16 protein-coding genes are annotated in these 22,306 nt (G+C 68.8%); 13 read left to right on the forward strand and 3 right to left on the reverse strand.

Features of this window, described 5'->3' with window-relative positions; all coding sequences use genetic code 11:
• Positions 1-245: 245 nt before the first annotated feature.
• Genes ngcE through OG389_RS28960 form a run of 3 tightly spaced genes read left to right on the forward strand, consistent with a single transcriptional unit; the run spans position 246 to position 3,631 of the window.
• On the forward strand, positions 246-1,697 hold the full coding sequence (ngcE, locus tag OG389_RS28950; protein WP_328301376.1) for an N-acetylglucosamine/diacetylchitobiose ABC transporter substrate-binding protein: 1,452 nt from the start codon (positions 246-248) through the stop codon (positions 1,695-1,697).
• Positions 1,698-1,741: 44 nt separating this feature from the next.
• Positions 1,742-2,686, forward strand: coding sequence for a carbohydrate ABC transporter permease (locus OG389_RS28955; RefSeq protein ID WP_328301378.1), 945 nt, complete (start codon positions 1,742-1,744; stop codon positions 2,684-2,686).
• 12 nt (positions 2,687-2,698) lie between these two features.
• Entirely contained in the window at positions 2,699-3,631 is a 933-nt protein-coding gene (locus OG389_RS28960; RefSeq protein ID WP_328301380.1) for a carbohydrate ABC transporter permease, read from the forward strand.
• Positions 3,632-3,633: 2 nt separating this feature from the next.
• Here the strand turns inward: OG389_RS28960 and OG389_RS28965 are convergent, their stop codons facing one another.
• Entirely contained in the window at positions 3,634-4,356 is a 723-nt protein-coding gene (locus OG389_RS28965; RefSeq protein ID WP_328301381.1) for an MgtC/SapB family protein, read from the reverse strand.
• Positions 4,357-4,386: 30 nt separating this feature from the next.
• A complete protein-coding gene (gene mgtA / locus OG389_RS28970) occupies positions 4,387-7,107 on the reverse strand; it encodes a magnesium-translocating P-type ATPase (protein WP_328301383.1) in 2,721 nt (906 codons plus the stop codon).
• Between the two features lie 591 nt (positions 7,108-7,698).
• Here mgtA and OG389_RS28975 point away from each other — a divergent pair.
• From OG389_RS28975 to OG389_RS29005, 7 genes are all read left to right on the forward strand, one after another.
• Positions 7,699-8,913, forward strand: coding sequence for an ROK family transcriptional regulator (locus OG389_RS28975; protein ID WP_328301384.1), 1,215 nt, complete (start codon positions 7,699-7,701; stop codon positions 8,911-8,913).
• Between the two features lie 118 nt (positions 8,914-9,031).
• Positions 9,032-10,144 carry a sugar ABC transporter substrate-binding protein gene (locus OG389_RS28980; protein WP_328301386.1) on the forward strand — a complete coding sequence of 371 codons (1,113 nt, stop codon included), beginning with the start codon at positions 9,032-9,034 and terminating at the stop codon, positions 10,142-10,144.
• A gap of 166 nt (positions 10,145-10,310) precedes the next feature.
• Positions 10,311-11,099, forward strand: coding sequence for an ATP-binding cassette domain-containing protein (locus OG389_RS28985; RefSeq protein ID WP_328301387.1), 789 nt, complete (start codon positions 10,311-10,313; stop codon positions 11,097-11,099).
• The gene (locus OG389_RS28990; protein WP_328301388.1) at positions 11,096-12,367 is read left to right on the forward strand and encodes a sugar ABC transporter permease; all 1,272 of its coding nucleotides are present in this window, start codon (positions 11,096-11,098) and stop codon (positions 12,365-12,367) included. The genes OG389_RS28985 and OG389_RS28990 overlap by 4 nt, the downstream gene beginning before the upstream one ends.
• Before the next feature lie 252 nt (positions 12,368-12,619).
• Entirely contained in the window at positions 12,620-14,536 is a 1,917-nt protein-coding gene (gene dxs, locus OG389_RS28995) for a 1-deoxy-D-xylulose-5-phosphate synthase (RefSeq protein ID WP_328301389.1), read from the forward strand.
• 121 nt (positions 14,537-14,657) lie between these two features.
• Entirely contained in the window at positions 14,658-16,172 is a 1,515-nt protein-coding gene (locus tag OG389_RS29000) for an amino acid permease (protein WP_328301390.1), read from the forward strand.
• Between the two features lie 20 nt (positions 16,173-16,192).
• Positions 16,193-16,714 (forward strand): GNAT family N-acetyltransferase, encoded by a 522-nt coding sequence (locus tag OG389_RS29005; protein WP_328301392.1) that lies wholly within the window; start codon positions 16,193-16,195, stop codon positions 16,712-16,714.
• A gap of 94 nt (positions 16,715-16,808) precedes the next feature.
• On the opposite strand, the gene OG389_RS29010 is transcribed toward OG389_RS29005, so the two are convergent.
• Positions 16,809-17,897 (reverse strand): LCP family protein, encoded by a 1,089-nt coding sequence (locus tag OG389_RS29010; protein WP_328301393.1) that lies wholly within the window; start codon positions 17,895-17,897, stop codon positions 16,809-16,811.
• 197 nt (positions 17,898-18,094) lie between these two features.
• Here OG389_RS29010 and OG389_RS29015 point away from each other — a divergent pair, with 197 nt between their 5' ends.
• The 3 genes from OG389_RS29015 (at position 18,095) to OG389_RS29025 (ending at position 22,302) form a co-directional block, all read left to right on the forward strand.
• A complete protein-coding gene (locus OG389_RS29015) occupies positions 18,095-19,258 on the forward strand; it encodes a hypothetical protein (RefSeq protein WP_328301394.1) in 1,164 nt (387 codons plus the stop codon).
• A 420-nt stretch (positions 19,259-19,678) separates the two neighbouring features.
• Positions 19,679-21,361, forward strand: coding sequence for a stealth family protein (locus tag OG389_RS29020; RefSeq protein WP_328304180.1), 1,683 nt, complete (start codon positions 19,679-19,681; stop codon positions 21,359-21,361).
• Positions 21,358-22,302: a hypothetical protein gene (locus OG389_RS29025; protein ID WP_328301395.1), complete on the forward strand. Its 945-nt coding sequence runs from the start codon at positions 21,358-21,360 to the stop codon at positions 22,300-22,302. The genes OG389_RS29020 and OG389_RS29025 overlap by 4 nt, the downstream gene beginning before the upstream one ends.
• The last annotated feature ends 4 nt before the right edge of the window (positions 22,303-22,306 follow it).

The raw sequence follows: 22,306 nt of genomic DNA on the forward strand, positions 1-22,306 counted from the left end.
CGGGCGGCTCCGACGGTCCAGGTCAGGTGACGGTGAGGTCTCAACTCGGAAAAGCCGGGGCCCATACTGGTACATGATCTTGCTCACAGGAGCGGAAGTGGACTATACCTGTGCCCGTCCGGATCACCGCGAAACGAGCGGCCCCGGACGGGGGGACGGCGGGGACCTGCGGTGATGTCCGCTGGGCGGCAGCAGTCGCACTTTCCTTCCTCCCTCACACTCCTGACGAAGGCGAGGACTTGAGCATGGGATCCACCTCCGCCCACGGCGAGAACAGCAACGGCGAGGGCTTCGGCCGCCGGGACCTGATCAAGCGCTCCGCGGCACTCGGCCTGATCGCCGTACCGACGATGAGCTTCCTGTCCGCGTGCGCTTCGGGCTCCGACGAGACGACCAAGGGCAACGAGTCCAAGGTCGCCATCACCAAGGAGAACCCGTTCGGCGTCGCCAAGGGCAGCAAGCTCGACGTGGTCGTCTTCAAGGGCGGTTACGGCGACGACTACGCCAAGGCCTGGGAGGCGGCGTTCGACAAGAAGTGGGGCACCACTTCCTCCCACCTCTCCACCCAGGAGATCACCTCAAAGCTGCAGCCGCGCTTCAACGGCGGCAACCCGCCGGACGTCGTCGACGACTCCGGCGCCCAGCAGATCAAGCTGGACGTGCTCGCCACCGGCAACCAGCTCGCCGACCTCACCGCGGTGCTCGACGCCCCGTCGCTCGACGACCCGAGCAAGAAGGTCCGGGACACGCTGATGGCCGGGACCGTCGAAGGCGGCATGATCGGCGGCAAGTTCGTCGCCCTGCAGTACGTCTACACCGTCTGGGGCCTGTGGTACTCGGGCAAGCTCTTCAAGGAGAAGGGCTGGGCCCCGCCGAAGACCTGGCCCGAGTTCATGGACATCTGTCAGAAGGCCAAGGCGGCCGGCATCGGCGGCCTGGCGCACCAGGGCAAGTACCCGTACTACATCAACGTCGCCATCATGGACCTGATCGCCAAGAAGGGCGGCCTGGATGCCATGAAGGCGATCGACAACCTGGAGCCGAACGCCTTCGCGGACAACCCGGTGGCGCTGGAGGCCGTCGAGGCGATCTACGAGATCGTCGAGAAGGACCTGCTGATGCCGGGCACCAACGGCCTGACGCACACCGAGTCCCAGACCCAGTGGAACCAGGGCAAGGCCGCGTTCATCACCTCCGGCTCCTGGCTGGAGAACGAGCAGCTCAAGCAGACCCCGGAAGACTTCGACATGCAGTTCCTGCCGATGCCGGTGCTGCCCGGGAGCAAGCTGCCCTTCGAGGCCATCCGCGCCGGTGCCGGTGAGCCCTTCATCGTCCCGGAGAAGGCCGCCAACAAGGCCGGCGGCCTGGAGTTCCTCCGCTCGATGCTGTCGCGCGAATGGTCGACCCTCTTCGCCCAGCAGGCCAACTCCCTCACCGTCCTCAAGGACGGCGTGGACCCGGCGGTCAAGCTCCGCCCGGGTACGCAGTCGGCAGTGGCGGCGCTCAAGGCGGCCGGGGACAATACCTTCAACTACCGCTACGCGGACTGGTACAGCGCGATGGGCACGGAGCTCGAGAACGCGTCCAATGAGCTGATGGCCAAGCGCATCCAGCCCAAGGAATGGATCAAGCGGGCTCAGGCTGCGGTAGACAAGGCGACGAAGGACCCGAACGCCAAGAACAACAAGCGCAGCTGACAACAGCGTCCACCGGTCACCCGGAAACACCAGGGACGGACACCATGAGCCATGTAGTGAACAGCAAGGGGCGGGGCGGCTTCATCGCCGGCTTCCTCATCCTGCCCCTCGCGTTGTACCTGACCTTTGTCATCTGGCCGTACGTTCAGACGTTCGGCTATTCCTTCACCAACTGGACGGGTCAGTCACCGACTTTCGACTTCGTCGGTCTGGACAACTACTCGGCCCTGCTGAAGGACGAGGTCTTCCGCGGCGCGCTGCTGCACAACCTGCTGCTCCTGGTGTTCGTCCCCACGGTCACCATCCTGATCGCCCTGTTCTTCGCGTTCATGCTGAACGCCGGCGGACGCAGCGGGGCCGGCGGGGTCCAGGGGGTGGCGGGTTCCGCCCTCTACAAGGTGATCTACTTCTTCCCGCAGGTCCTCTCCCTCGCGATTCTCGCGGTGCTCTTCGGAGCCGTGTACCGCAGCGACGAGGGAGGGCTGCTGAATGGATTCCTCACCAAACTGGGCCTGGTCGACCCGGCCCATCCCATCGAATGGCTCAACGAACCCAACTTCGTCCTCTGGTGCCTGCTGCTCGTGGTCGTCTGGCACGGGGTCGGCTTCTACCTCGTCCTCTTCTCGGCCGCCATGCAGTCGGTCCCCAAGGACATCTACGAAGCCGCACTCCTCGACGGCGCGGGACGCGCCCAGACCTTCTTCAAGGTCACGCTGCCCCTGCTGTGGGATTCTGTGCAGACCTCCGCGGTCTATCTGGGCATCGCCGCGATGGACATGTTCGTCCTCGTGTCGACCATGACCTCGGGCCAGTTCGGCGGCGGACCGGACCACCACAGCGAGGTCATGGCGACGGTGCTGATGCGTAACTTCCTCTACTTCGGCAAGGCCGGATACGCCTGCGCCATGGGGGTCGTGATGCTCGTCCTCACCCTGATCCTCTCCGCCATCACGCTGCGGGCCACTCGCCGCGAGCACGTCGAGTTCTAGCGGGAGACCACGATGACCACAGTTGTCAAAGCACCGGGCGAGGCGGCAGCCGAGAAGAAGCGCGCCTCCGCCACCGGGCAGCCCGCCGGGAAGCGCAAGAGCGGTTCCGACGGCATGGTCCTCAACGTCTTCTCGCACGGCTTCCTCGCCGTGTGGGGGATACTGATCGTCCTGCCGCTGATCTGGCTGGTGCTCGGCTCGTTCAAGACCGACGTGCAGATCGGTGAATCGGCCCTGAGCTGGCCGGCCAACTGGCACTTCGACGCCTTCCCCCGCGCCTGGAACAAGGGCATCGGGAGCTACTTCGCCAACACGCTGATCGTGATGGTGTTCTCGGTTCCGCTGACGATGCTGCTCGGCTCGATGGCCGCGTACGTCCTGGCCCGCTATCCCTTCCGGGGCAACCGGCCGATCTACTACTTCTTCGTCAGCGGGGCCATGTTCCCGGTCTTCCTGGCGCTCGTCCCGCTGTTCTTCATGGTGAAGCGGCTGGACATGCTCAACACGTACCAGGGCCTGGTCCTGGTGTACGTGGCGTACTCGATGCCCTTCACCGTCTTCTTCATGCACTCGTTCTTCCGGACGCTGCCTACGGCCGTGCACGAGGCCGCGGTGATCGACGGCGCCTCGCACACCCGGATCTTCTTCCAGGTGATGCTGCCGATGGCCAAGCCCGGCCTGATCAGCGTCGGGATATTCAATGTCCTGGGGCAGTGGAACCAGTACATCCTGCCGTCGGTGCTGATGCAGCCGCAGACGGGATCGGACCCCGAGCGCTACATGCTCACCCAGGGCCTGATCCAGCTGCAGTACCAGATGGGCTACGAGACGGACCTGCCGGTGCTGTTCGCCGGTGTGACCATCGCGATGATCCCGATGCTGGTGGTCTACCTGTCCTTCCAGCGCCAGATCCAGGCCGGCCTGACCTCCGCCACGCTCAAGTAGCGTCAGGCGGACGGGTCGGGCACGACCGACCAACTGACCGCCGAGACGGAGGGGTCCAGGGAGAGGTTGCTGACCGCTTCCTCCAGCATCCGGCCCCCCTCGCCCTCGGCGGTCAGCAGCGCGGACACCGTCACCAGGCCGGCCTCCGGACCGTCCTGGCTGCGGATCGAGCGCAGCTGGTAGCCCGGCCGGCCGAGCGCGTCGACGAGCCGGTGGCGGATGTGGGCCTCCTCCGCCTCCAGGCACACGGCCTCGAAGTGGAAGTCGGTGGCCACTTCGGCCCCGCCCCCCGGCTCGCGGTCCATGCGCCGGCCCAGCGGGCGCAGCAGGAGGTTGGCTCCCACCACGCCCACCGTGCCGAAGGCCGCCAGGACGAACATACCGGTGCCGGCGAGGCAGCCCACCGCCGCCGAACACCACAGGGTGGCGGCCGTGTTCAGACCCCGGACGCTCAGCCCGTCACGCATGATCACGCCGGCGCCGAGGAAGCCGATCCCCGAGACGATCTGGGCGGCGACCCGCGAGCCGTCGTACTGGACCTCCGAGACCTCGCTCATGAAACCGTACTGCGAGAGCAGTACGAAGAGCGCGGCGCCGCCCGCCACCAGGGCGTTGGTCCGCAGGCCCGCCATCCGGGCCCGCCACTGCCGTTCCAGGCCGATCGCCGCCCCGAATCCGAGCGCCGCGGCCAGGTGCCCGGCCATCTCCCATTCGGTGAGCATCATCGGCCCTCTCCCTTCCTTGGTGCGGGGCTCCTAGAGCCAGGTGCCGAACTTGCGGATGTACACGGTCTTCAGCAGCTGCGTGAGCGTGCAGTACGCCAGCAGCACGCCGATCAGCCACGGGAAGTAGCTCACCGGCAGGGGCACGAAGCCCAGCGAGGCGGCCAGCGGGGAGAAGGGCAGGAAGAGCCCGGTCAGCACCGCGAGGACGGTCATCACCATCACCGGCCAGGACGCCCGCGACTGGATGAAGGGGATCTTGCGGGTACGGATCATGTGGACGATCAGGGTCTGCGAGAGCAGGCCCTCGATGAACCAGCCGGACTGGAAGAGCGCCTGGTGCGCCTCGGTGTTGGCCGCGAAGACGTTCCACATGATGACGAACATCGCGATGTCGAAGATCGAGCTGATCGGGCCGATGCAGAGCATGAAGCGGCCGATGCCCCGGGCGTCCCAGTTGCGGGGCTTGCGCAGGTACTCCTCGTCCATCCGGTCCCACGGCGTGGCCAGCTGGGCGATGTCGTAGACCAGGTTCTGGACCAGCAGCATGATCGCGAGCATCGGCTGGAAGGGGATGAAGGCGCTCGCCACCAGCACGGAGAAGACGTTGCCGAAGTTGGAGCTGGCCGTCATCTTGATGTACTTGATCGTGTTGCCGAAGGTGGTCCGGCCCTGGATCACGCCCTGCTCCAGGACGGTCAGGTCCTTCTCCAGCAGGATGATGTCGGCGGACTCCTTGGCGATGTCGACGGCGGTGTCGACCGAGATGCCGACGTCCGCGTCGCGCAGCGCCGCCGCGTCGTTGATGCCGTCCCCCAGGAAGCCGACCGTGTGGCCGTCGGCCTGCAGGGCCCGTACGATCCGGGCCTTCTGGACCGGGTTGACCTTGGCGAAGACCGTCGTACGGGCGGCCAGGTCGCGCAGTGCCGCGTCGTCGAGGGCGTCGATCTCGGTGCCGCCGACGACGTGGCCCACGGTGAGGCCGACGTCGGCGCAGACCCGGGCGGCGACGAGCTCGTTGTCGCCGGTCACCACCTTCACCGCGATGCCCTTGTCGGCGAGGCCCTGCAGGGCCCGCGCGGCGTCGGCCTTCGGCGGGTCGAGGAAGGCGAGGAAGCCGACCAGGGTCAGCCCGTCCTCGTCGGCGACCGAGTAGGTGTCGCGCGGGCTGCTCATCGTGCGGGTGGCGACGGCCAGGACGCGCAGGCCCTCGCGGTTGTTGTCCTCGGCGATGCGGGTGACGTGCCACCGCAGCTGTTCGGTCAGCTCGACCTTCCGGCCGCGGTCCGTCATGTGGGTGCACAGGGCGAGGACTTCCTCCACCGCACCCTTGGTGATCATTACGTGCTCGGAGCGGCCGGGGCCGCCCACGATGCCGTTGCGGTTGAGGACCACGGACATCCGGCGCCGGGCGAAGTCGAAGGGGATCTCGTCGACCATCGAGAACCGGGCATCGACGACAACCTCCTCGGCCTCGTCCACGCGGTCGATGACCGCCTGGTCCATCAGGTTCTTCAGACCGGTCTGGAAGTGCGAGTTGAGGTAGCCGTACTCCAGGACCTCGTTGTCGTCGTCGCCGTGCACGTCCAGGTAGCGGTCCAGGACGATCCGGTCCTCGGTGAGGGTGCCGGTCTTGTCCGTGCAGAGCACGTCCATCGCGCCCAGGTTCTGGATCGCGTTGAGCCGCTTGACGACCACCTTGCGCTTGGACATGGCGACCGCGCCCCGCGCCAGGTTGGCCGAGACCACCATCGGCAGCATCTCGGGGGTCAGGCCCACGGCCACGGCGATGCCGAGGAGGAAGGCCGCCTCCCAGTCGCCCTTGGTGAAGCCGTTGATCATGAAGACGACGGGGACCATCACCAGCATGAAGCGGATCAGCAGGAAGCTGACCTTGCGCACGCCGGTGTCGAAGTTGGTCTCCGGGCGCTCGCCGACCAGGGAGCCGGCCATCGAGCCGAAGTAGGTGCCGGAGCCCGTGGCGACGACGACTCCGGTCGCGGTACCGGAGGTCACCGAGGTGCCCATCAGGCAGATGTTGTCGGCTTCGACGGGGTCGGTGGTCCCGAACTGGCCGAGGTCGTCCGTCCGGGTGTCGGCCTTGGCGACAGGCAGGGACTCGCCGGACAGGGCGGCCTGGCTGACCATCAGGTCCTTGGCGGTGATCAGCCGCAGGTCGGCCGGGATCAGGTCGCCCGCGGCCAGCTTGACCACGTCACCGGGGACCACCTGGTCCATCGGGATCTCGAAGGTGGTGGCACCCGAGCCGCTGCCGGCCCGGCGCTGGACCGCGCAGGTGGTGGTGACGAGCTGCTTCAGGGCGTCGGCGGCCCGGCCCGAGCGGTACTCCTGCCAGAAGCGGAGCAGTCCGCTGATCCCGACCATCACCGAGAGGATGATGACGCCCGGGTCGCCGGGCTCCTGCCAGTACATGACGGCGGCCAGGAACACCAGGACCGCGATGAAGGGGTTCCAGTACGCCTTCGCCAGCTGGACGTACCAGCGCGGGGCGCGCTCCTGGGCGATCACGTTGGAGCCGTGCCGCTCCAGACGCAGCGCGGCCTCGGCGTGGGTGAGCCCGTTGCGGGAAGCGTCCACGTCCTGGAGGACCCGGACGCCCGGGCGGGCGCTGAACCCGGCGAGCCGCTCGCCGACGGTCCGGGTACGGGCCTCCAGCTCCGCGGCCTTGCGCTCGCGGCGGGCCCGGCCCGGGGGTGCGAGCTTCGTGGGGGTACGGGGGGTGAGCATGGCCATGACGAAAACCTCCCTCCACGGTGTCCGGGCAGCGCGAAGCCGCACGGTCACGTGGAGTGATCATGGGTCGGCGCAGGGCGGCACGTGCGGCCACGGGGTACGCCGATGGGCATGGATGACGCGCGCCCGACCGAAGTGTCAGGGCGTGCGGAAGGGGCTACGAAGATGAATGCAGGAACGCGCGGGGGCGACACGGGGTCGCGGCCGTGCACACTCGAAGAGAGGCCGGAAGCTCAGAAGGCTCAGCCGAGGAGAGCGCTGCAAGGACTTCGATCGGGACTCATCCCGAACACCTCCTTGCGTAGCGCTGTCATTGCAGAGGGCGCCCGGTCCGGTTGTGCGAGCCCGTTGAAGGCCGCGAAGACCAGCGCCACGGCGACCGTAGCACGATGAGGATGGAGGTTTCTCTCATACTTATGACCGGTAGTGGCCGATTCGTACTGCGTCGGCCTCTTGACGTCTGGATGCGCAAAGGCTCGACTTAAGGTTCACAAGTTGGAGAGACGCCGGGGTCTCGGAGCATGCAGCCGCTGACGACCCTGGCCGGGGGGCGACGGCTTGCCGTTGCTTATGGGCAGGAGTGGATGAGTCGTGCAGACTCCCGGATCGCAGTCTTCACTGCATCGCGCGAATCTGGAGCGCGTCGTACGGGCGGTGCGGCTCGCGGGTTCGCTGACCCAGGCGGAGATCGCCCGGACCACCGGACTGTCGGCGGCCACGGTCTCCAACATCGTCCGCGAGCTCAAGGAGGCCGGGACCGTCGAGGTCACGGACACCTCGGCCGGTGGCCGGCGGGCGCGCAGCGTCTCGCTCAGCGGTGACGCGGGCATCGTGATCGGCGTCGACTTCGGCCACACCCACCTGCGGGTGGCCGTCGGCAACCTCGCCCACCAGGTGCTGGCCGAGGAGGCCGAGCCGCTGGACGTGGACGCCTCCTGGGTGGACGGCTTCGACCGGGCGGAAGCCCTGGTCGGACGGCTCGTCGCGGGGACAGGGGTCAGCCGCGACAAGGTCATCGGCGTGGGGCTCGGCGTCCCCGGTCCCATCGACGTGGAGTCCGGCACCCTCGGGTCCACCGCGATCCTGCCGGGCTGGGCCGGGATCAACCCGCGGCGCGAGCTCTCCCAGCGCCTCGGCGTGCCCGTGTACGTGGACAACGACGCGAACCTCGGAGCCCTCGGGGAACTCGTTTGGGGGAGCGGCCGGGGAGTAAAGGACCTCGCGTACATCAAGGTCGCCAGCGGGGTGGGCGCCGGGCTCGTGATCAACGGTCAGATCTACCGGGGACCCGGCGGCACCGCCGGCGAGATCGGGCACATCACCCTGGACGAATCGGGTCCGGTCTGCCGCTGCGGCAACCGCGGCTGCCTGGAGACCTTCGCCGCCGCCCGGTACGTGCTGCCGCTCCTGCAGAGCAGCCACGGGCCGGAGTTGACGATGGAGCGGGTGGTCGAGCTGGCCCGGGGCGGGGACCCCGGCTGCCGCCGGGTCATCACGGACGTGGGCCGTCACATCGGCAGCGGTGTGGCCAGCCTGTGCAACCTCCTGAACCCGAGCCGGGTGGTCCTGGGCGGCTCGCTCGCCGACGCGGGTGAACTGGTGCTGGCCCCCATCCGTGAATCCGTGGGGAGGTACGCGATCCCCAGCGCGGCCCGGCAGTTGTCGGTCCTGACGGGGTCGCTGGGCGGGCGCGCCGAGGTGCTGGGAGCACTGGCCCTCGTGCTGAGTGAGATGGGCGATTCGACGCTTTTGACGGAAAATGGCAGTGGAGTGCGAGCACCAGCCGTCTTGTCTTCAGTTAGATAACGGATGGCACCGTTGTCATCTCGTTAAGGATTCACTCCTTGACGGCAAACTTGCGGCCGGGGTTGACTCACATCCACCTCGGCCGCAGCGTTGCGGCCTCGTCAGGGAGGTTCAAGTAATGAACACGCAGATGCGCAGAGCCGCCGTAGCCGTTGCCGCCGGTGCCATGGCCGTCTCGCTCGCCGCTTGCGGCAGTGCGAAGGAGTCCGGGGACAAGAAGGACTCCACCGCCACCGTCAAGGGCAACGCGATCAAGGTCGGTCTGCTCCTGCCGGAGAACCAGACGGCGCGTTACGAGAAGTTCGACAAGCCGCTCATCGAGAAGGCCGTCGCCGATCTCACCGCGGGCAAGGGCGAGGTCGTCTACGCCAACGCCAAGCAGGACGCGACCACGCAGAACTCGCAGGTCGACACGATGATCACCAACAAGGTGAACGTCCTGATCATCGACGCGGTGGACTCCAAGGCCATCGCCGGCTCGGTCAAGAAGGCCAAGGAGGCGGGCATCCCCGTCGTGGCCTACGACCGTCTGGCCGAGGGCCCGATCGACGCGTACACCTCCTTCGACAACGAAGAGGTCGGCAAGGTCCAGGGCAAGGCGCTCCTGGAGGCCCTGGGCGACAAGGCCAAGGACGGCCAGATCGTCATGATGAACGGGTCCGTCACCGACCCGAACGCCAAGCTCTTCAAGTCCGGTGCGCACTCCGTCCTCGACGGCAAGGTGAACATCGGCAAGGAGTACGACACGGTCGAGTGGAAGCCGGAGAACGCCAACACCAACATGGCGGCCGCGCTCTCGGCGCTCGGCAAGGACAAGGTCGTCGGCGTCTACTCCGCCAATGACGGCATGGCCGGAGGCATCATCACCGCCCTCAAGGCGGCCGGCGTCTCCCCCCTGCCGCCGGTCACCGGCCAGGACGCCGAACTCGCCGGTGTGCAGCGGATCGTCGCGGGCGAGCAGTTCATGAGCGTCTACAAGCCGTACGCCCCCGAGGCCGAGGCCGCCGCGAAGATGGCCGTCGCCCTCGCCAAGGGTGACTCGATCGCCACCGTCGCCACCGCCAAGGTCGACAGCCCCACCACCAAGCAGGTTCCGTCCCTGCTGATCCCGGTCGTCTCGCTGACCAAGGCGAACGTCAAGGACACCGTCATCCGGGACAACGTCTACTCGGCCGACGAGATCTGCACGGACAAGTACGCGGCCGCCTGCGCCGCCATCGGCCTGAAGTAGGCCCCCCCCGGCCGCTCGGTCCACCGAAGCGGCCCCCTCATTCCTGTCCGGCGCTCCCGCCTCCACATCCCGCCACTGGCGGGGCGCCGGACAGAAACGATTCTTCCCAATACCCCCGTGGTCCTGCTCTTTTGCACGACATCCCCGCCGGTCAGGCGGCAAGGAGATGGTTCATGTGTCCGCTGCGCCCGTACTGGCGTTGCGAGGGGTCTCGAAGCGGTTCGGCGCCGTTCAGGCCCTCACCGACGTAGAACTCGAGATCCACTCCGGCGAGGTGGTCGCCCTCGTCGGCGACAACGGCGCCGGTAAGTCCACGCTGGTCAAGACGATCGCCGGCGTGCACCCCATCGATGACGGAGTCATCGAGTGGGAGGGCCGCCCGGTCACGATCACCAAGCCCCATGACGCCCAGAACCTGGGCATCGCGACGGTCTACCAGGACCTCGCGCTGTGCGACAACATCGATGTCGTCGGCAACCTCTTCCTGGGCCGCGAGCTGAAGCGGCGCGGAGTCCTCGACGAGGTGGAGATGGAGCGGCGCGCCCGCGAGCTCCTGACCACGCTGTCCATCCGGATTCCGAGCGTCCGCATTCCCATCGCCTCGCTCTCCGGCGGCCAGCGCCAGACCGTGGCGATCGCCCGCTCGATGCTGGGCGAGCCCAAGCTCGTCATCCTCGACGAACCCACCGCCGCCCTCGGCGTCGAGCAGACCGCACAGGTCCTCGACCTGGTCGAGCGGCTGCGTGAGCGCGGTCACGCCGTCATCCTCATCAGCCACAACATGGCCGATGTGAAGGCCGTGGCCGACAAGGTCGCCGTCCTGCGGCTGGGCCGCAACAACGGAGTCTTCTCCGTGAAGGACACGTCGCAGGAAGAGATCATCTCCGCCATCACCGGGGCCACGGACAACGCCGTGACCCGCCGGGCGGCCCGCACAGGGGAGGCCCGCAAGTGAGCACCCAGCACATAGACCCCGTCAACCCGGCCGCCGCCCACGACGCCATCCCGGCCGTGGACCCCCGGCTGCTCGTGCGCGAGCAGGGGCTCTCCGGGTACGTGAACGAGTTCGGCCGCAAGCTCAAGTCCGGCGACCTGGGTTCCGTCCCCGTCGTCCTCGGCCTGATCATCATCTGGAGCATCTTCCAGAGCCTGAACTCGAACTTCCTCGGCCCCGAGAACCTCACCAACATCGCGATCACGATGACGGCCACCGGCATGATCGCGGTCGGCATCATCTTCGTCCTGCTGCTCGGCGAGATCGACCTCTCGGTCGGCTCGGTCAGTGGCGTCTCGGGCGCGATCGTCGCCGTCCTCGCGGTCACCCACGGCGTCAACGAATGGCTGGCCATCCTCGCGGCGGTCGCCGGCGGCGCCCTGATCGGCTCCATCCACGGCTTCTTCTTCGCCAAGATCGGCGCCCCGGCCTTCGCCGTCACCCTTTCGGGCCTGCTCTTCTGGTCCGGCGCCATGCTGCAGATCCTCGGCAGCAACGGCACGATCAACCTCGACTCCGACGGCGTGGTCGGGAAGCTGACCACGTACTTCTTCTCGGACGTGGCCGTCGGCTACGGGCTCGCCGCCCTCGCGGTGGCCGGGTACTTCCTCGGCACGTTCTTCGACGCGCGGCGCCGCGAGGCCGCCGGGGTCCCCTCCCGCCCGGTCGGTGAGATCGTGCTGCGCACCGCGCTCCTCGCGGTGTTCACCTTCGGTCCCGCCGTCGTGTTCAACCAGTACAAGGGCCTGCCGCTCGCGGTCGTGCTCTTCCTGCTGGCCCTGGTCGCCACGGACTTCGTCCTGCGGCGCACCAGCTTCGGCCGCCAGGTCTTCGCGCTCGGCGGCAGCGTCGAGGCCTCCCGGCGCGCCGGCATCAACGTCAACCGGGTCCGGATCACGGTCTTCGCGATCGCCGGCACCTTCGCGGCCATCGGCGGCCTCTTCTGGGCCTCCAAGATCGCGGCGGCGAACCAGAGCGCCGGCGCCGGCGACCTCCTGATGAACGTGATCGCGGCGGCCGTCATCGGCGGCACCAGCCTCTTCGGCGGCCGCGGCCGGACCTGGAACGCCCTCCTCGGCGTCATGGTCATCACCTCCATCCAGTACGGTCTGGCCCTGGAGGGAATCGCGACGCCGATCCAGTACATGATCACTGGCGCCGTACTGCTCGCCACCGTGGTGATCGACTCGGTCACCCGCAAGACGCAGAAGACGGCCGGGCGCGCCTGATCGGCGCGCTCGGAGCATGATCCGGCGGTAAGAACCGTCACAGTGCCCGGTGCCACTCCGTGTGGTGCCGGGCACCTGTGCGTAGAGATGCAGGTACGCCTGTACGGGTATACGCCCGTTTGATGGGTGTGACCTCGTACCGGTGTGTACAGGTATGACAAAGGTGTGACCCGACCGGGGCCGCCCGATGATGCCCGCCGCGAGCGGAACATTAGACTCGACAGACCAGCAAGCAACTGCAAGGAGGCACGGGTGCTGCTGACCCGCATCAAGGGACCGCGCGATCTGGACCGGCTCAGCCAGGAGGAGCTCGACCAGCTCGCCGCCGAGATCAGGTCCTTCCTCGTCGACGCCGTCTCCAAGACCGGCGGGCACCTCGGCCCCAACCTCGGTGTGGTGGAGCTGACGATCGCCCTGCACCGGGTCTTCGACTCGCCCAAGGACAAGGTCCTCTTCGACACCGGGCACCAGGCCTACGTGCACAAGCTGCTCACCGGCCGCCAGGACTTCGGCGGCCTGCGCACGAAGGGCGGCCTGTCGGGCTACCCCTCGCGCGCGGAGTCCGCGCACGACGTGATCGAGAACTCGCACGCCTCCACCGTGCTGGGCTGGGCGGACGGCATCGCCAAGGCCAACGAGGTGCTCGGCAGGGAGGACCACCACGTCGCCGCGGTCATCGGTGACGGGGCCCTCACCGGAGGCATGGCCTGGGAGGCGCTGAACAACATCGCCGCCGCCAAGGACCGTCCCCTGGTGATCGTCGTCAACGACAACGAGCGCTCGTACGGCCCCACCATCGGCGGCCTCGCCAACCACCTGGCCACCCTGCGCACCACGGACGGCTACGAACGCTTCCTGGCCCGCGGCAAGGACCTGCTGGAGCGCACCCCGGTCGTCGGGAAGCCGCTCTACGAGACCCTGCACGGTGCCAAGAAGGGCCTCAAGGACTTCATCGCGCCGCAGGGCATGTTCGAGGACCTGGGCCTGAAGTACATCGGGCCCATCGACGGGCACGACATCGAGGCCCTGGAGTCGGCCCTGCAGCGCGCCAAGCGCTTCAGCGGCCCGGTCATCGTGCACTGCCTCACCCAGAAGGGCCGGGGCTACGAGCCGGCCGTCCAGGACGAGGCGGACCGCTTCCACGCGGTCGGCGTCATCCACCCGGACACGGGCCTGCCCGTCAGCACCGACGCCGCGAGCTGGACCTCCGTCTTCGCCGACGAGATGGTCAAGCTCGGCAGGGACCGCAAGGACATCGTCGCCATCACCGCGGCCATGCTCCAGCCCGTCGGCCTCAAGAAGTTCGCGGACGCCTACCCGGACCGGATCTTCGACGTGGGCATCGCCGAGCAGCACGGCGCCACCTCGGCGGCGGGCCTGGCCACCGGCGGCGCCCACCCGGTCTTCGCGGTGTACGCGACCTTCCTCAACCGCGCCTTCGACCAGGTCCTGATGGACGTGGCCCTGCACAGGTGCGGAGTCACCTTCGTCCTGGACCGGGCCGGCGTCACCGGCACGGACGGCGCCTCCCACAACGGCATGTGGGACATGTCCATCCTCCAGGTCGTCCCGGGTCTGCGCCTGGCCGCCCCGCGCGACGCGGAGCAGCTGCGGGCCCAGCTGAACGAGGCCGTCCTGGTCAAGGACGCCCCGACCGTCGTGCGCTTCTCCAAGGGCGTCGTCGGCCCGGCCGTCCCGGCCCTCGGCAGGATCGGCGGCATGGACGTGCTGCGCCGTCCGGCCGACGAGGTCACCCGTCCGGACGTACTGCTCGTCTCGGTCGGCGCGCTCGCCCCGATGTGCCTGGAGATCGCCGATCTCCTCGACAAGCAGGGCATCTCCACGACCGTGGTCGACCCCCGCTGGGTCAAGCCGGTGGACGAGGCCCTGGCCCCGCTCGCCGACCGCCACCGCGTGGTCGTCACCGTCGAGGACAACAGCCGCGCCGGCGGCGTGGGCTCCGCCGTCGCGCAGGCCCTGCGGGACGCGGGTGTCGACGTGCCGCTGCGCGACTTCGGCATTCCGCAGCGGTTCCTGGACCACGCCACGCGCAAGGAGGTCATGGCCGAGATCGGCCTGACCGCCCCGGACATCGCACGGCAGGTCACCGGCCTGGTGGCCAAGCTGGACGGGCGCTACGACAGCGAGCCGGCCGCCACCGTCGACTGACGGCCGCTGCCCGGCGGCTGATCATCTGCGGTTGCACGGCACGGGCCGGAAGGGTCACCCTTGATGGGTGGGCCTTCCGGCCCGTCTCGTTTCGATGCGGTCTCTTCTGGGAGGTGCGTCGGTGAGCAGGAATCTGAACAGCCCCTTCCGCACGAAATCGGTCGAGCAGTCCATCCTCGACACCGAGGAGCCGGAACACGCGCTCAAGAAGTCGCTCTCGGCCTGGGACCTGACCGTCTTCGGCGTCGGCGTCATCATCGGCACCGGCATCTTCGTCCTCACCGGCAAGGTCGCCAAGGAGACCGCCGGACCGGCCACCGCCCTGGCGTTCGTCGCCGCCGGAATCGTGTGCGCGCTCGCCGCCCTGTGCTACGCCGAGTTCGCCTCGACCGTGCCGGTGGCCGGATCCGCGTACACCTTCTCGTACGCCTCGATCGGCGAGCTGCCCGCCTGGATCATCGGCTGGGACCTGGTGCTGGAGTTCGCGCTCGGCACGGCGGTCGTCGCGGTCGGCTGGTCGGGGTACGTACGCTCGCTCATGGACAACGTGGGCGTCCACCTGCCGGCCTCGCTCCAGGGGCCGGATGTGCAGGGCGGCACCTTCGACCTGCTCGCCTTCGTCCTGGTCCTGGTGCTGACCGCGATCCTGGTCGTCGGGGTGAAGCTCTCCGCGCGGATCACCGGGGTCGTCGTAGCGATCAAGGTCACCGTGGTGCTCATCGTGATCATCGCGGGCCTGTTCTTCATCACGAAGTCCAACTACACGCCGTTCATCCCGCCGGCCAAGCCCCAGGAGGGCGGCTCCGGACTGGACGCCCCCCTCGTGCAGCTGATCTTCGGCTACGAGCCCACCAACTTCGGCGTCATGGGCATCTTCACCGCCGCCTCCGTGGTCTTCTTCGCCTTCATCGGCTTCGACGTGGTGGCCACCGCCGCCGAGGAGACCAAGCTGCCGCAGAAGGACATGCCGCGCGGCATCCTCGGCTCGCTGGTCATCTGCACCGTGCTCTACGTGGCGGTCTCGATCGTGGTGACCGGCATGCAGAACTACAAGGACCTCTCCACCAGCGCCCCGCTGGCCGACGCCTTCAAATCCGCCGGCCATCCGGTCTACGGAGGCATCATCAGCTTCGGCGCGGCCGTGGGCCTGACCACCGTGTGCATGATCCTGCTGCTGGGCCAGACCCGCGTGTTCTTCGCGATGAGCCGGGACGGACTGCTGCCGCGGTTCTTCTCGCGGACCCACCCGAAGTTCCGAACGCCCTACCGGCCGACGATCCTGCTCGGTGTGATCATCGCGATCGTCGCCGGATTCACCAGCATCAACGAGCTGGCCACCCTGGTGAACATCGGCACGCTCTTCGCCTTCGTCGTCGTGGCACTCGGCGTGATGGTCCTGCGCCGCACCCGCCCCGACCTGCACCGCGCCTTCCGTACCCCGTGGGTACCGGTCGTGCCCGTCGTGTCGATCGCCGCGTCGGTCTGGCTGATGCTCAACCTGCCCGCGGAGACCTGGCTGCGCTTCGGCATCTGGATGGTCATCGGCTTCTTCGTCTACTTCCTCTACGGGAAGCAGCACAGCCGGCTGGGCCGGGGCGAGGGCATGACCCCGAACCCGGCGCGTGAGGGCCGCTGAGCTCCTTCTACGGTGAAGGCATGGAGAAGAGCACCGCGGTACTGGAGCCTTGGTCGGAAGACGACTTCTGGCTGCTGCTCCGCAAGAACGAGCCGGCCATGACCGGGCACCTCGGCGGGCCGGAGTCGCGGGCCAAGCTGGAGGACCGCCACCGGCGCTACCTGGCGCTGAGCGCCGGGGAGCCCGGGGCCGGCCGGATGTTCCGGGTCGTCGCCGACGGGCAGAGCGTGGGCAGCGTCGGTTTCTGGGAGCGGGTCTGGCAGGGGGAGGAGGTCTACGAGACCGGCTGGGGGATCCTCCCCGAGTTCCAGGGCCGGGGGCTCGCGGCCGGGGCGGCGCGAGCGCTCGTCGCCCACGCGGGTGTCCACGGCACCCGCCGCCACCTGCACGCCTTCCCGGCCGTCGACCATGCGGCGTCCAACGCGGTCTGCCGTGCGGCGGGCTTCGTACTCCTCGGTGAGGTGCGGTTCGAGTACCCGCCGGGGCAGTGGCACGCGAGCTCCGACTGGCGGGTGGTGCTCGGGGACGGCGCGATCTCGTAGCCCGGTCATGACGTCGGGGCCGGTCACGGGGGCCAAAGGGCCGTCCGTGACCGGCCCCGTGACGTGGAGTCGGTGCCGCGGTGTCGAGGAGCCGTCAGCCGCCGGTGGCCGGGGACTTCTTCGCCGCGGCGGGGACCGGCTTGTCGTTGCGCACGGCCTCCCACAGCTGCCCGGCCTGCGGCTCGGCGGCGATCACGCGGTTGGGGTCCACCTTGTCGTAGGCGACCGGCAGCATGATCGTCTCCATGGTGTCGGGATCCACGCCCTTCATGCTCTGGGCGAAGTCCGACAGGCCCTTGAGGGAGCCGAGTTCGGAGTCGGTGGTCAGCGCCTTGGTGCCGGCGTCGGCGAGCTTGTAGAGCCGCGCCGGGTTGCCGAGGGCGTCCTGGTTCTTCACCTCGGACAGCATGGCCAGCATGAACTTCTGCTGGAGGTCGATGCGTCCGAGGTCGCTGCCGTCGCCGTAACCGTGGCGGGTGCGAACGAACTTGAGGGAGTCGGTGCCGTTCAGGCGGTGCGTGCCGGCGTCCAGGTTCAGGCCGCCCTTGATCGGCTTGTCGAGGGTGACGGTCACGCCGCCGAGCGCGTCCACCAGCTCCTTGAAGCCGGCGAACTCCACCTTGACCAGGTGGTCGACGCGGATGCCGGACATCTGCTCGACGGTCTTGACGACACAGGCCGGGCCGGCGGTCCCGATGACGCTGTTCATCATGACGCGCTTGGCCCCGGGGACCGTCTTGCCCTTCTCGTCCTTGCAGTCGGGACGGTTGACGAGGGTGTCGCGGGGGATGCTGATCGCGGTGGCCTTCTTACGGCCCTCGGGTATGTGCACCAGCATGTTGGTGTCCGAGCGGGAGCCGCTGACATCGCCGTGGTCGAGTTCGCCGTTGGCACCGTCGCGGGAGTCGGAGCCCAGGACGAGAATGTTCTGACCGCTGTCCGGGACCTTCGCCGGACGGTTGTCCGTACCGATCGCCTGGTCCAGGTCGACGCTGTCGATGTTGCCGTTGAGGTGGCTGTACGCCCACCAGCCGGCGCCGCCCGCGACGAGCAGCAGGACCAGGAGTGTCAGCAGGACACCCCGTCTGATGCGCTGCCCGCGGGTGCGGACGCGCTTGCGTCCCCTTCCGGCCGCCGAGTCGGGGGCTCGGCGACGGTCCGGTGTCTGGACGTCCTGGCTCATCCTGCTTCAGTCCTCAATCGTGGGGCCGGCGTGGGCGGTGTAGCGGTGTAGGGGCGCTGGAGCGGCGGGATCCCGGGCGCGTCGGTGAACGCCCGCTCATGCCACGCTGACCGTGCACTATAGACAGATATTCCGACTGGCGTGCGCTTCGGGTCCAGGAACGGCATATCTGTTCCTCGAACTACAATCCGCACCATGTGGCCGACGGCGGCCCGCGCGAAACGCTGGAGGGCAACGTCATGCGGTCGAAGTCGGGAGCCGGCGTGCGGCGGGACGGCGCGCGGACAGATGCCGGACAAGGCCCGGGGACCGACCAGGCCGGGGCCGCGTCCGTCCTCGACGGCCGCTGGCTGATGCGGGGGCCCGAAGGCCTGCTCTCGGCCTACGCGCGCACCCCGGGCGGGCTGCTGCGCTGGACCGAGGCCACGCCGGGCGGCCCCGAGTGGCGGGGGCCGGACTTCTTCGCCGCGCCGGACCTGGCCTCGCTGTCGGTCGCCCAGGGGCCGAACGGCTTCGTCCACTTCGTCGGCCGCCGCACGGTGCGGGGCAAGGCCGGCGAGACCGTCGACCTCGCGCACGCGATCCAGTACCAGACCGGCCGGCCGCTCGGTGAGTGGAACTCGCTGGGCAATCCGCACCGCGACCCGGCCCGTGCCCCGTACATCGGCGACCCGGTCGTCTCGGTCGCCGCGAACGGTTCGACGTTCGTCTTCCTCGCCAACGCCTCCGGCGCCCTCGCGGTGCGCCGCGAGTCGGCGGCCGGCAAATGGCTTCCCTGGCAGGGGATCAAGTGCTTGGGCGTGCGGGCCGACATGGCCCCGGTGCCCCTCGCGTCGGGACTGATGGAGGTCCTGGTGCCCCACGAGGCCGGGACGATGCGCTGCTTCCAGCCGGAGGTGGACGCGGTGCTGGCGCGCACCCCGGACCTGCCCGTCTCGCCGGCCGGGCGGAGCCTCGTAGGGATCGAGACGGCGCCGGGCCGGGCCACCTACTACTGGACCGACCCGGCGACCACGGGCCTGCTGGCCTACCGGGACGGTGGCTGGATGATCCCGCTCGGCGGCAGCGCGGCCGAGGGTCGTGTCGCGGCCCTGCGGACGATGATCGACGGGTACGACTGCACGGTCCTCGCCTACCGGAGCCTCGACGGCCAGGTCGTCCTCGGTGCCTTCGGTACCGGGAACGAGGGCGCCGGGGTGTGGTGGGCGCCGACGGGCGAGTGGTGCGCCGCGGCCCCCGCGCTCGCGCTCGACCACTTCGGGCGGGTCGTCGTGGCCTTCCTCGATGCCGACGGCGGGCTGCGGATCGCCCGGCAGGGCACCGAGGGCGGCTTCGTAATGGACCGCTCCAGCCAGGTGTGACCGGATTGATCCTTCTTCGCCCAGGCTTCTCCGAAGTAGGGGCGGACCCTATGTGTGATGGCCTCCACACCGAAACCCCTGGTATGCCGCAAGTTCATTTCAGGTGCGTAACGGCCTCTCGGAATCACTGGCCATTGATGGACGCCTCGTAATGGCCCATGTAAAAGTTGAGTAATGCTGGATCAGTCTGAACGGGACGACCCCGTTCGGCGCATCCAGTCACGGTTTTTACAGGGACGGCCCGGGGGCAGCGGCACCAGGGGCGTGGGCGGTGGCTCGTGATCTTGGATGGTGCGGAAGTCTGTGAGCCTCAAGAACCCTGAGGCGAGTGCGCTGGTCGCGTCATACCGGTCGCTGCTGCCCGTACGCGCCCGCCGCAAGATCGTCCGTAAGGTGCCGCGTCCTCTGCGTCAGGGCGTCATGGCGGTCCTGGCCTCCTTCGACTCGCTCCGCTCCGCCCTCGCCGTCCGCGCCCTCGGTGGCCGCGCCCGAGGTGCCCGGCACAGCGCCCGCGGCTCGATACGCGTCGTACGCCTCGGCGGAAAGCACGTCAGGGCCGTCGTCGTACCCGGTGCCACCGAATGGGCCGCCCGCGCGCGCAACCTGCACCTGCTGGTCAGCATGCTCGAAGAAGCGGACATCGATTTCTTCTGCATACGCGGCACCGCGAACAGGCTGCCCTGCGTCGCCGTCCCCTCCGTCTGGCGCGACGACCTCGAAGAGGTCCTCCAGATCGGCTTCGGGCACAACCCCGGCTACGTCGGCGAGGGCTCCGGCGCCCACATGCGCTCCGGCTCCACCGCCGCCACCTGGCGCAAGCTCCGCCACGCCAAGGTGCTGCGCCTCGCGTGGAACGTCTGCGACCCCACCGGTCACCTCGTCTTCGGCCCCGAGTCCGGCGTCGAGCTGGAGTTCTGGTCCCAGGACGAGGGTGAGTACGTGGCGCCGCGCCCCAACAGCGTCGTGACGACCGCCGGGGTCAGCGACGAACGCCGGCTGGCCGAGCAGAAGCTCTTCAGTCCCGTTCCCCAGCTCTACGCCACCGGCCTGACGCGCACCCTGACCGAGTTCACCGCTCCGCTCCCGGGTGACCACCTTTACCCCGTCGACGTCGTCTACACCTGGGTCGACGACTCCGACCCGGTCTGGCGCGCCGGCAAGGAGGCGGCCCGGGGCACCGCGGGCGCGGGCACCGGTGCGCCCCTGCACGAACAGGCCGCCAACGACTCCCGCTTCAAGAGCCGCGACGAGCTGCGCTACTCCCTGCGCTCGATCCACCAGTACGCCCCCTGGGTGCGCAACATCTACCTGGTCACGGCCGGCCAGGCCCCCGGCTGGCTCAACACGGAGTACCCCGGCCTGCGCGTGGTCGACCACCGCGAGATCTTCTCCGACCCCGCCGCGCTGCCGACGTTCAACTCGCACGCCATCGAGAGCCAGCTGCACCACATCGAGGGCCTCTCGGAACACTTCCTCTACCTCAACGACGACGTGTTCTTCGGCCGGCCGGTGGACCTCGGGCACTTCTTCCACCCCAACGGCCTGACCAAGTTCTTCATGTCCAAGGCCCTCATCCCCTCCAGCCGCAACGGCGACGCGGACCTCCCGGTCAACGCGGCGGGCCGCAACAGCCGCAGCCTGATCTCCCAGCAGTTCGGCACCTTCATCTCCCAGAAGATGAAGCACACGCCGCACGCGCTGCGGCGCAGCGTCCTCGCCGAGATCGAGCAGGTCTACGAGCGGGCCCACTGGACCACCCAGCACGCGAACTTCCGCTCCCCGCACGACGTTCCCATCGCCTCGTCGCTGCACCACTACCACGCCTACCACTCGGCCCGGGCGACGGTTGCGGACCTGCGGTACACCTACATCGACATCGGCGACGGCCTGGCCCAGCAGCGGCTGGACCGACTCGTCGCCCGCCGCGACTTCGACACCTTCTGCATCAACGACACGGTGGTCCCCGCCGATCCGGACGCCCAGGAGCGGATGGTCGCCACCTTCCTGGAGACGTACTTCCCCGTCCCCAGCCCCTACGAGATACCGGGCGCGACCGGCCTTCCGGTGCGACGCGTCAACGAGTTGGGACGTGTACAGGCATGAGCGCCCTGCGAAGCCGTCTCGGCGCCGTGCGCAGGAGGCTCCTCAAGCTCAATGCCGCCCGCCGCGCCTGGCACCTGCTGGTCCCGGTCCTCTTCCCGATGCGTTCCAAGCGCTCGGCCCTGCTGCTGTACGCCGCCGTGCTCGACGGGCAGACGGTGAACCTGCACGCCGAGCTCCCGGACTCGGCCGGCACTCCGGAGAGCGCCGAGATCGTGCTCGGCAGCGGACGCGACCGCCACGCCGTCCCCGCGCGCATCCGCACCGACCGCGAGGGCCGCGTGGTGATGGACGCCGCGATCCTGCTCGGCGCCGAGGTGGGAGGGGTGCCCGTCACCCCGGGCCGCTGGAAGTTGCGGCTGCGGACCAGCACCGGCCGCTCCTCGCGCAACCTGCCGCTGATGCTCACCAGCCTGCCCGCGGTGCACGAGGGCGGGGCGACCGGACCGATGACCTTCTCGCCCGTCACCGGCCGCCGCCACCGCATCGTCCGCAGCGCCACCGGAGAGGCACGTATCATCTGCAGTGCCCCGAAACCGGGGGTGGAGGTCGTCCAGCTGCACATCGGGCATTCCGGTATCCAGGTGGACTTCCGTGTCCTCGGCATGAAGGCCGAGGGCGCGTGGTGCGAGTTCGCCGCGTCGGGCCGCCGGATCACTGCCTGGCCGGCCGAGACGGAGCCCGGCGTGTGGCGCGTAGGAGTGCCGCTGTCGGAGATGAGTCCCGGGGGGGACCGGAACGAGCACTGGGACGTGCTGTTCTGCTCCGAGGGCCGCCGCTCCGTGCGCGTGGCCCGCAAGCTGCACGACGTACGCGACCCGCGACAGGTGTTCGCGGCGCGCAGGATCGTGGTGGCGCCCGGTCCAGAGAATTTGATCATGGTCGAATCGCGGTACACGGCAGCCGGGAACCTCCGGTTCACGTGCAGTACCGCGGCCGGGTGAGGAA

The organism is Streptomyces sp. NBC_00435 (genome assembly GCF_036014235.1).
Lineage (GTDB): Bacteria > Actinomycetota > Actinomycetes > Streptomycetales > Streptomycetaceae > Streptomyces.

Coding starts and splice junctions, on each gene's coding strand:
- mgtA (WP_328301383.1), bottom strand. CDS start 7,107: ATGGCCATGCTCACCCCCCGTACCCCCACGAAGCTCGCACCCCCGGGC.
- OG389_RS28955 (WP_328301378.1), top strand. CDS start 1,742: ATGAGCCATGTAGTGAACAGCAAGGGGCGGGGCGGCTTCATCGCCGGC.
- OG389_RS29025 (WP_328301395.1), top strand. CDS start 21,358: ATGAGCGCCCTGCGAAGCCGTCTCGGCGCCGTGCGCAGGAGGCTCCTC.
- OG389_RS29010 (WP_328301393.1), bottom strand. CDS start 17,897: ATGAGCCAGGACGTCCAGACACCGGACCGTCGCCGAGCCCCCGACTCG.
- OG389_RS28985 (WP_328301387.1), top strand. CDS start 10,311: ATGGTTCATGTGTCCGCTGCGCCCGTACTGGCGTTGCGAGGGGTCTCG.
- OG389_RS29005 (WP_328301392.1), top strand. CDS start 16,193: ATGGAGAAGAGCACCGCGGTACTGGAGCCTTGGTCGGAAGACGACTTC.
- OG389_RS28980 (WP_328301386.1), top strand. CDS start 9,032: ATGAACACGCAGATGCGCAGAGCCGCCGTAGCCGTTGCCGCCGGTGCC.
- OG389_RS28960 (WP_328301380.1), top strand. CDS start 2,699: ATGACCACAGTTGTCAAAGCACCGGGCGAGGCGGCAGCCGAGAAGAAG.
- ngcE (WP_328301376.1), top strand. CDS start 246: ATGGGATCCACCTCCGCCCACGGCGAGAACAGCAACGGCGAGGGCTTC.
- OG389_RS28965 (WP_328301381.1), bottom strand. CDS start 4,356: ATGATGCTCACCGAATGGGAGATGGCCGGGCACCTGGCCGCGGCGCTC.
- OG389_RS29020 (WP_328304180.1), top strand. CDS start 19,679: ATGGCGGTCCTGGCCTCCTTCGACTCGCTCCGCTCCGCCCTCGCCGTC.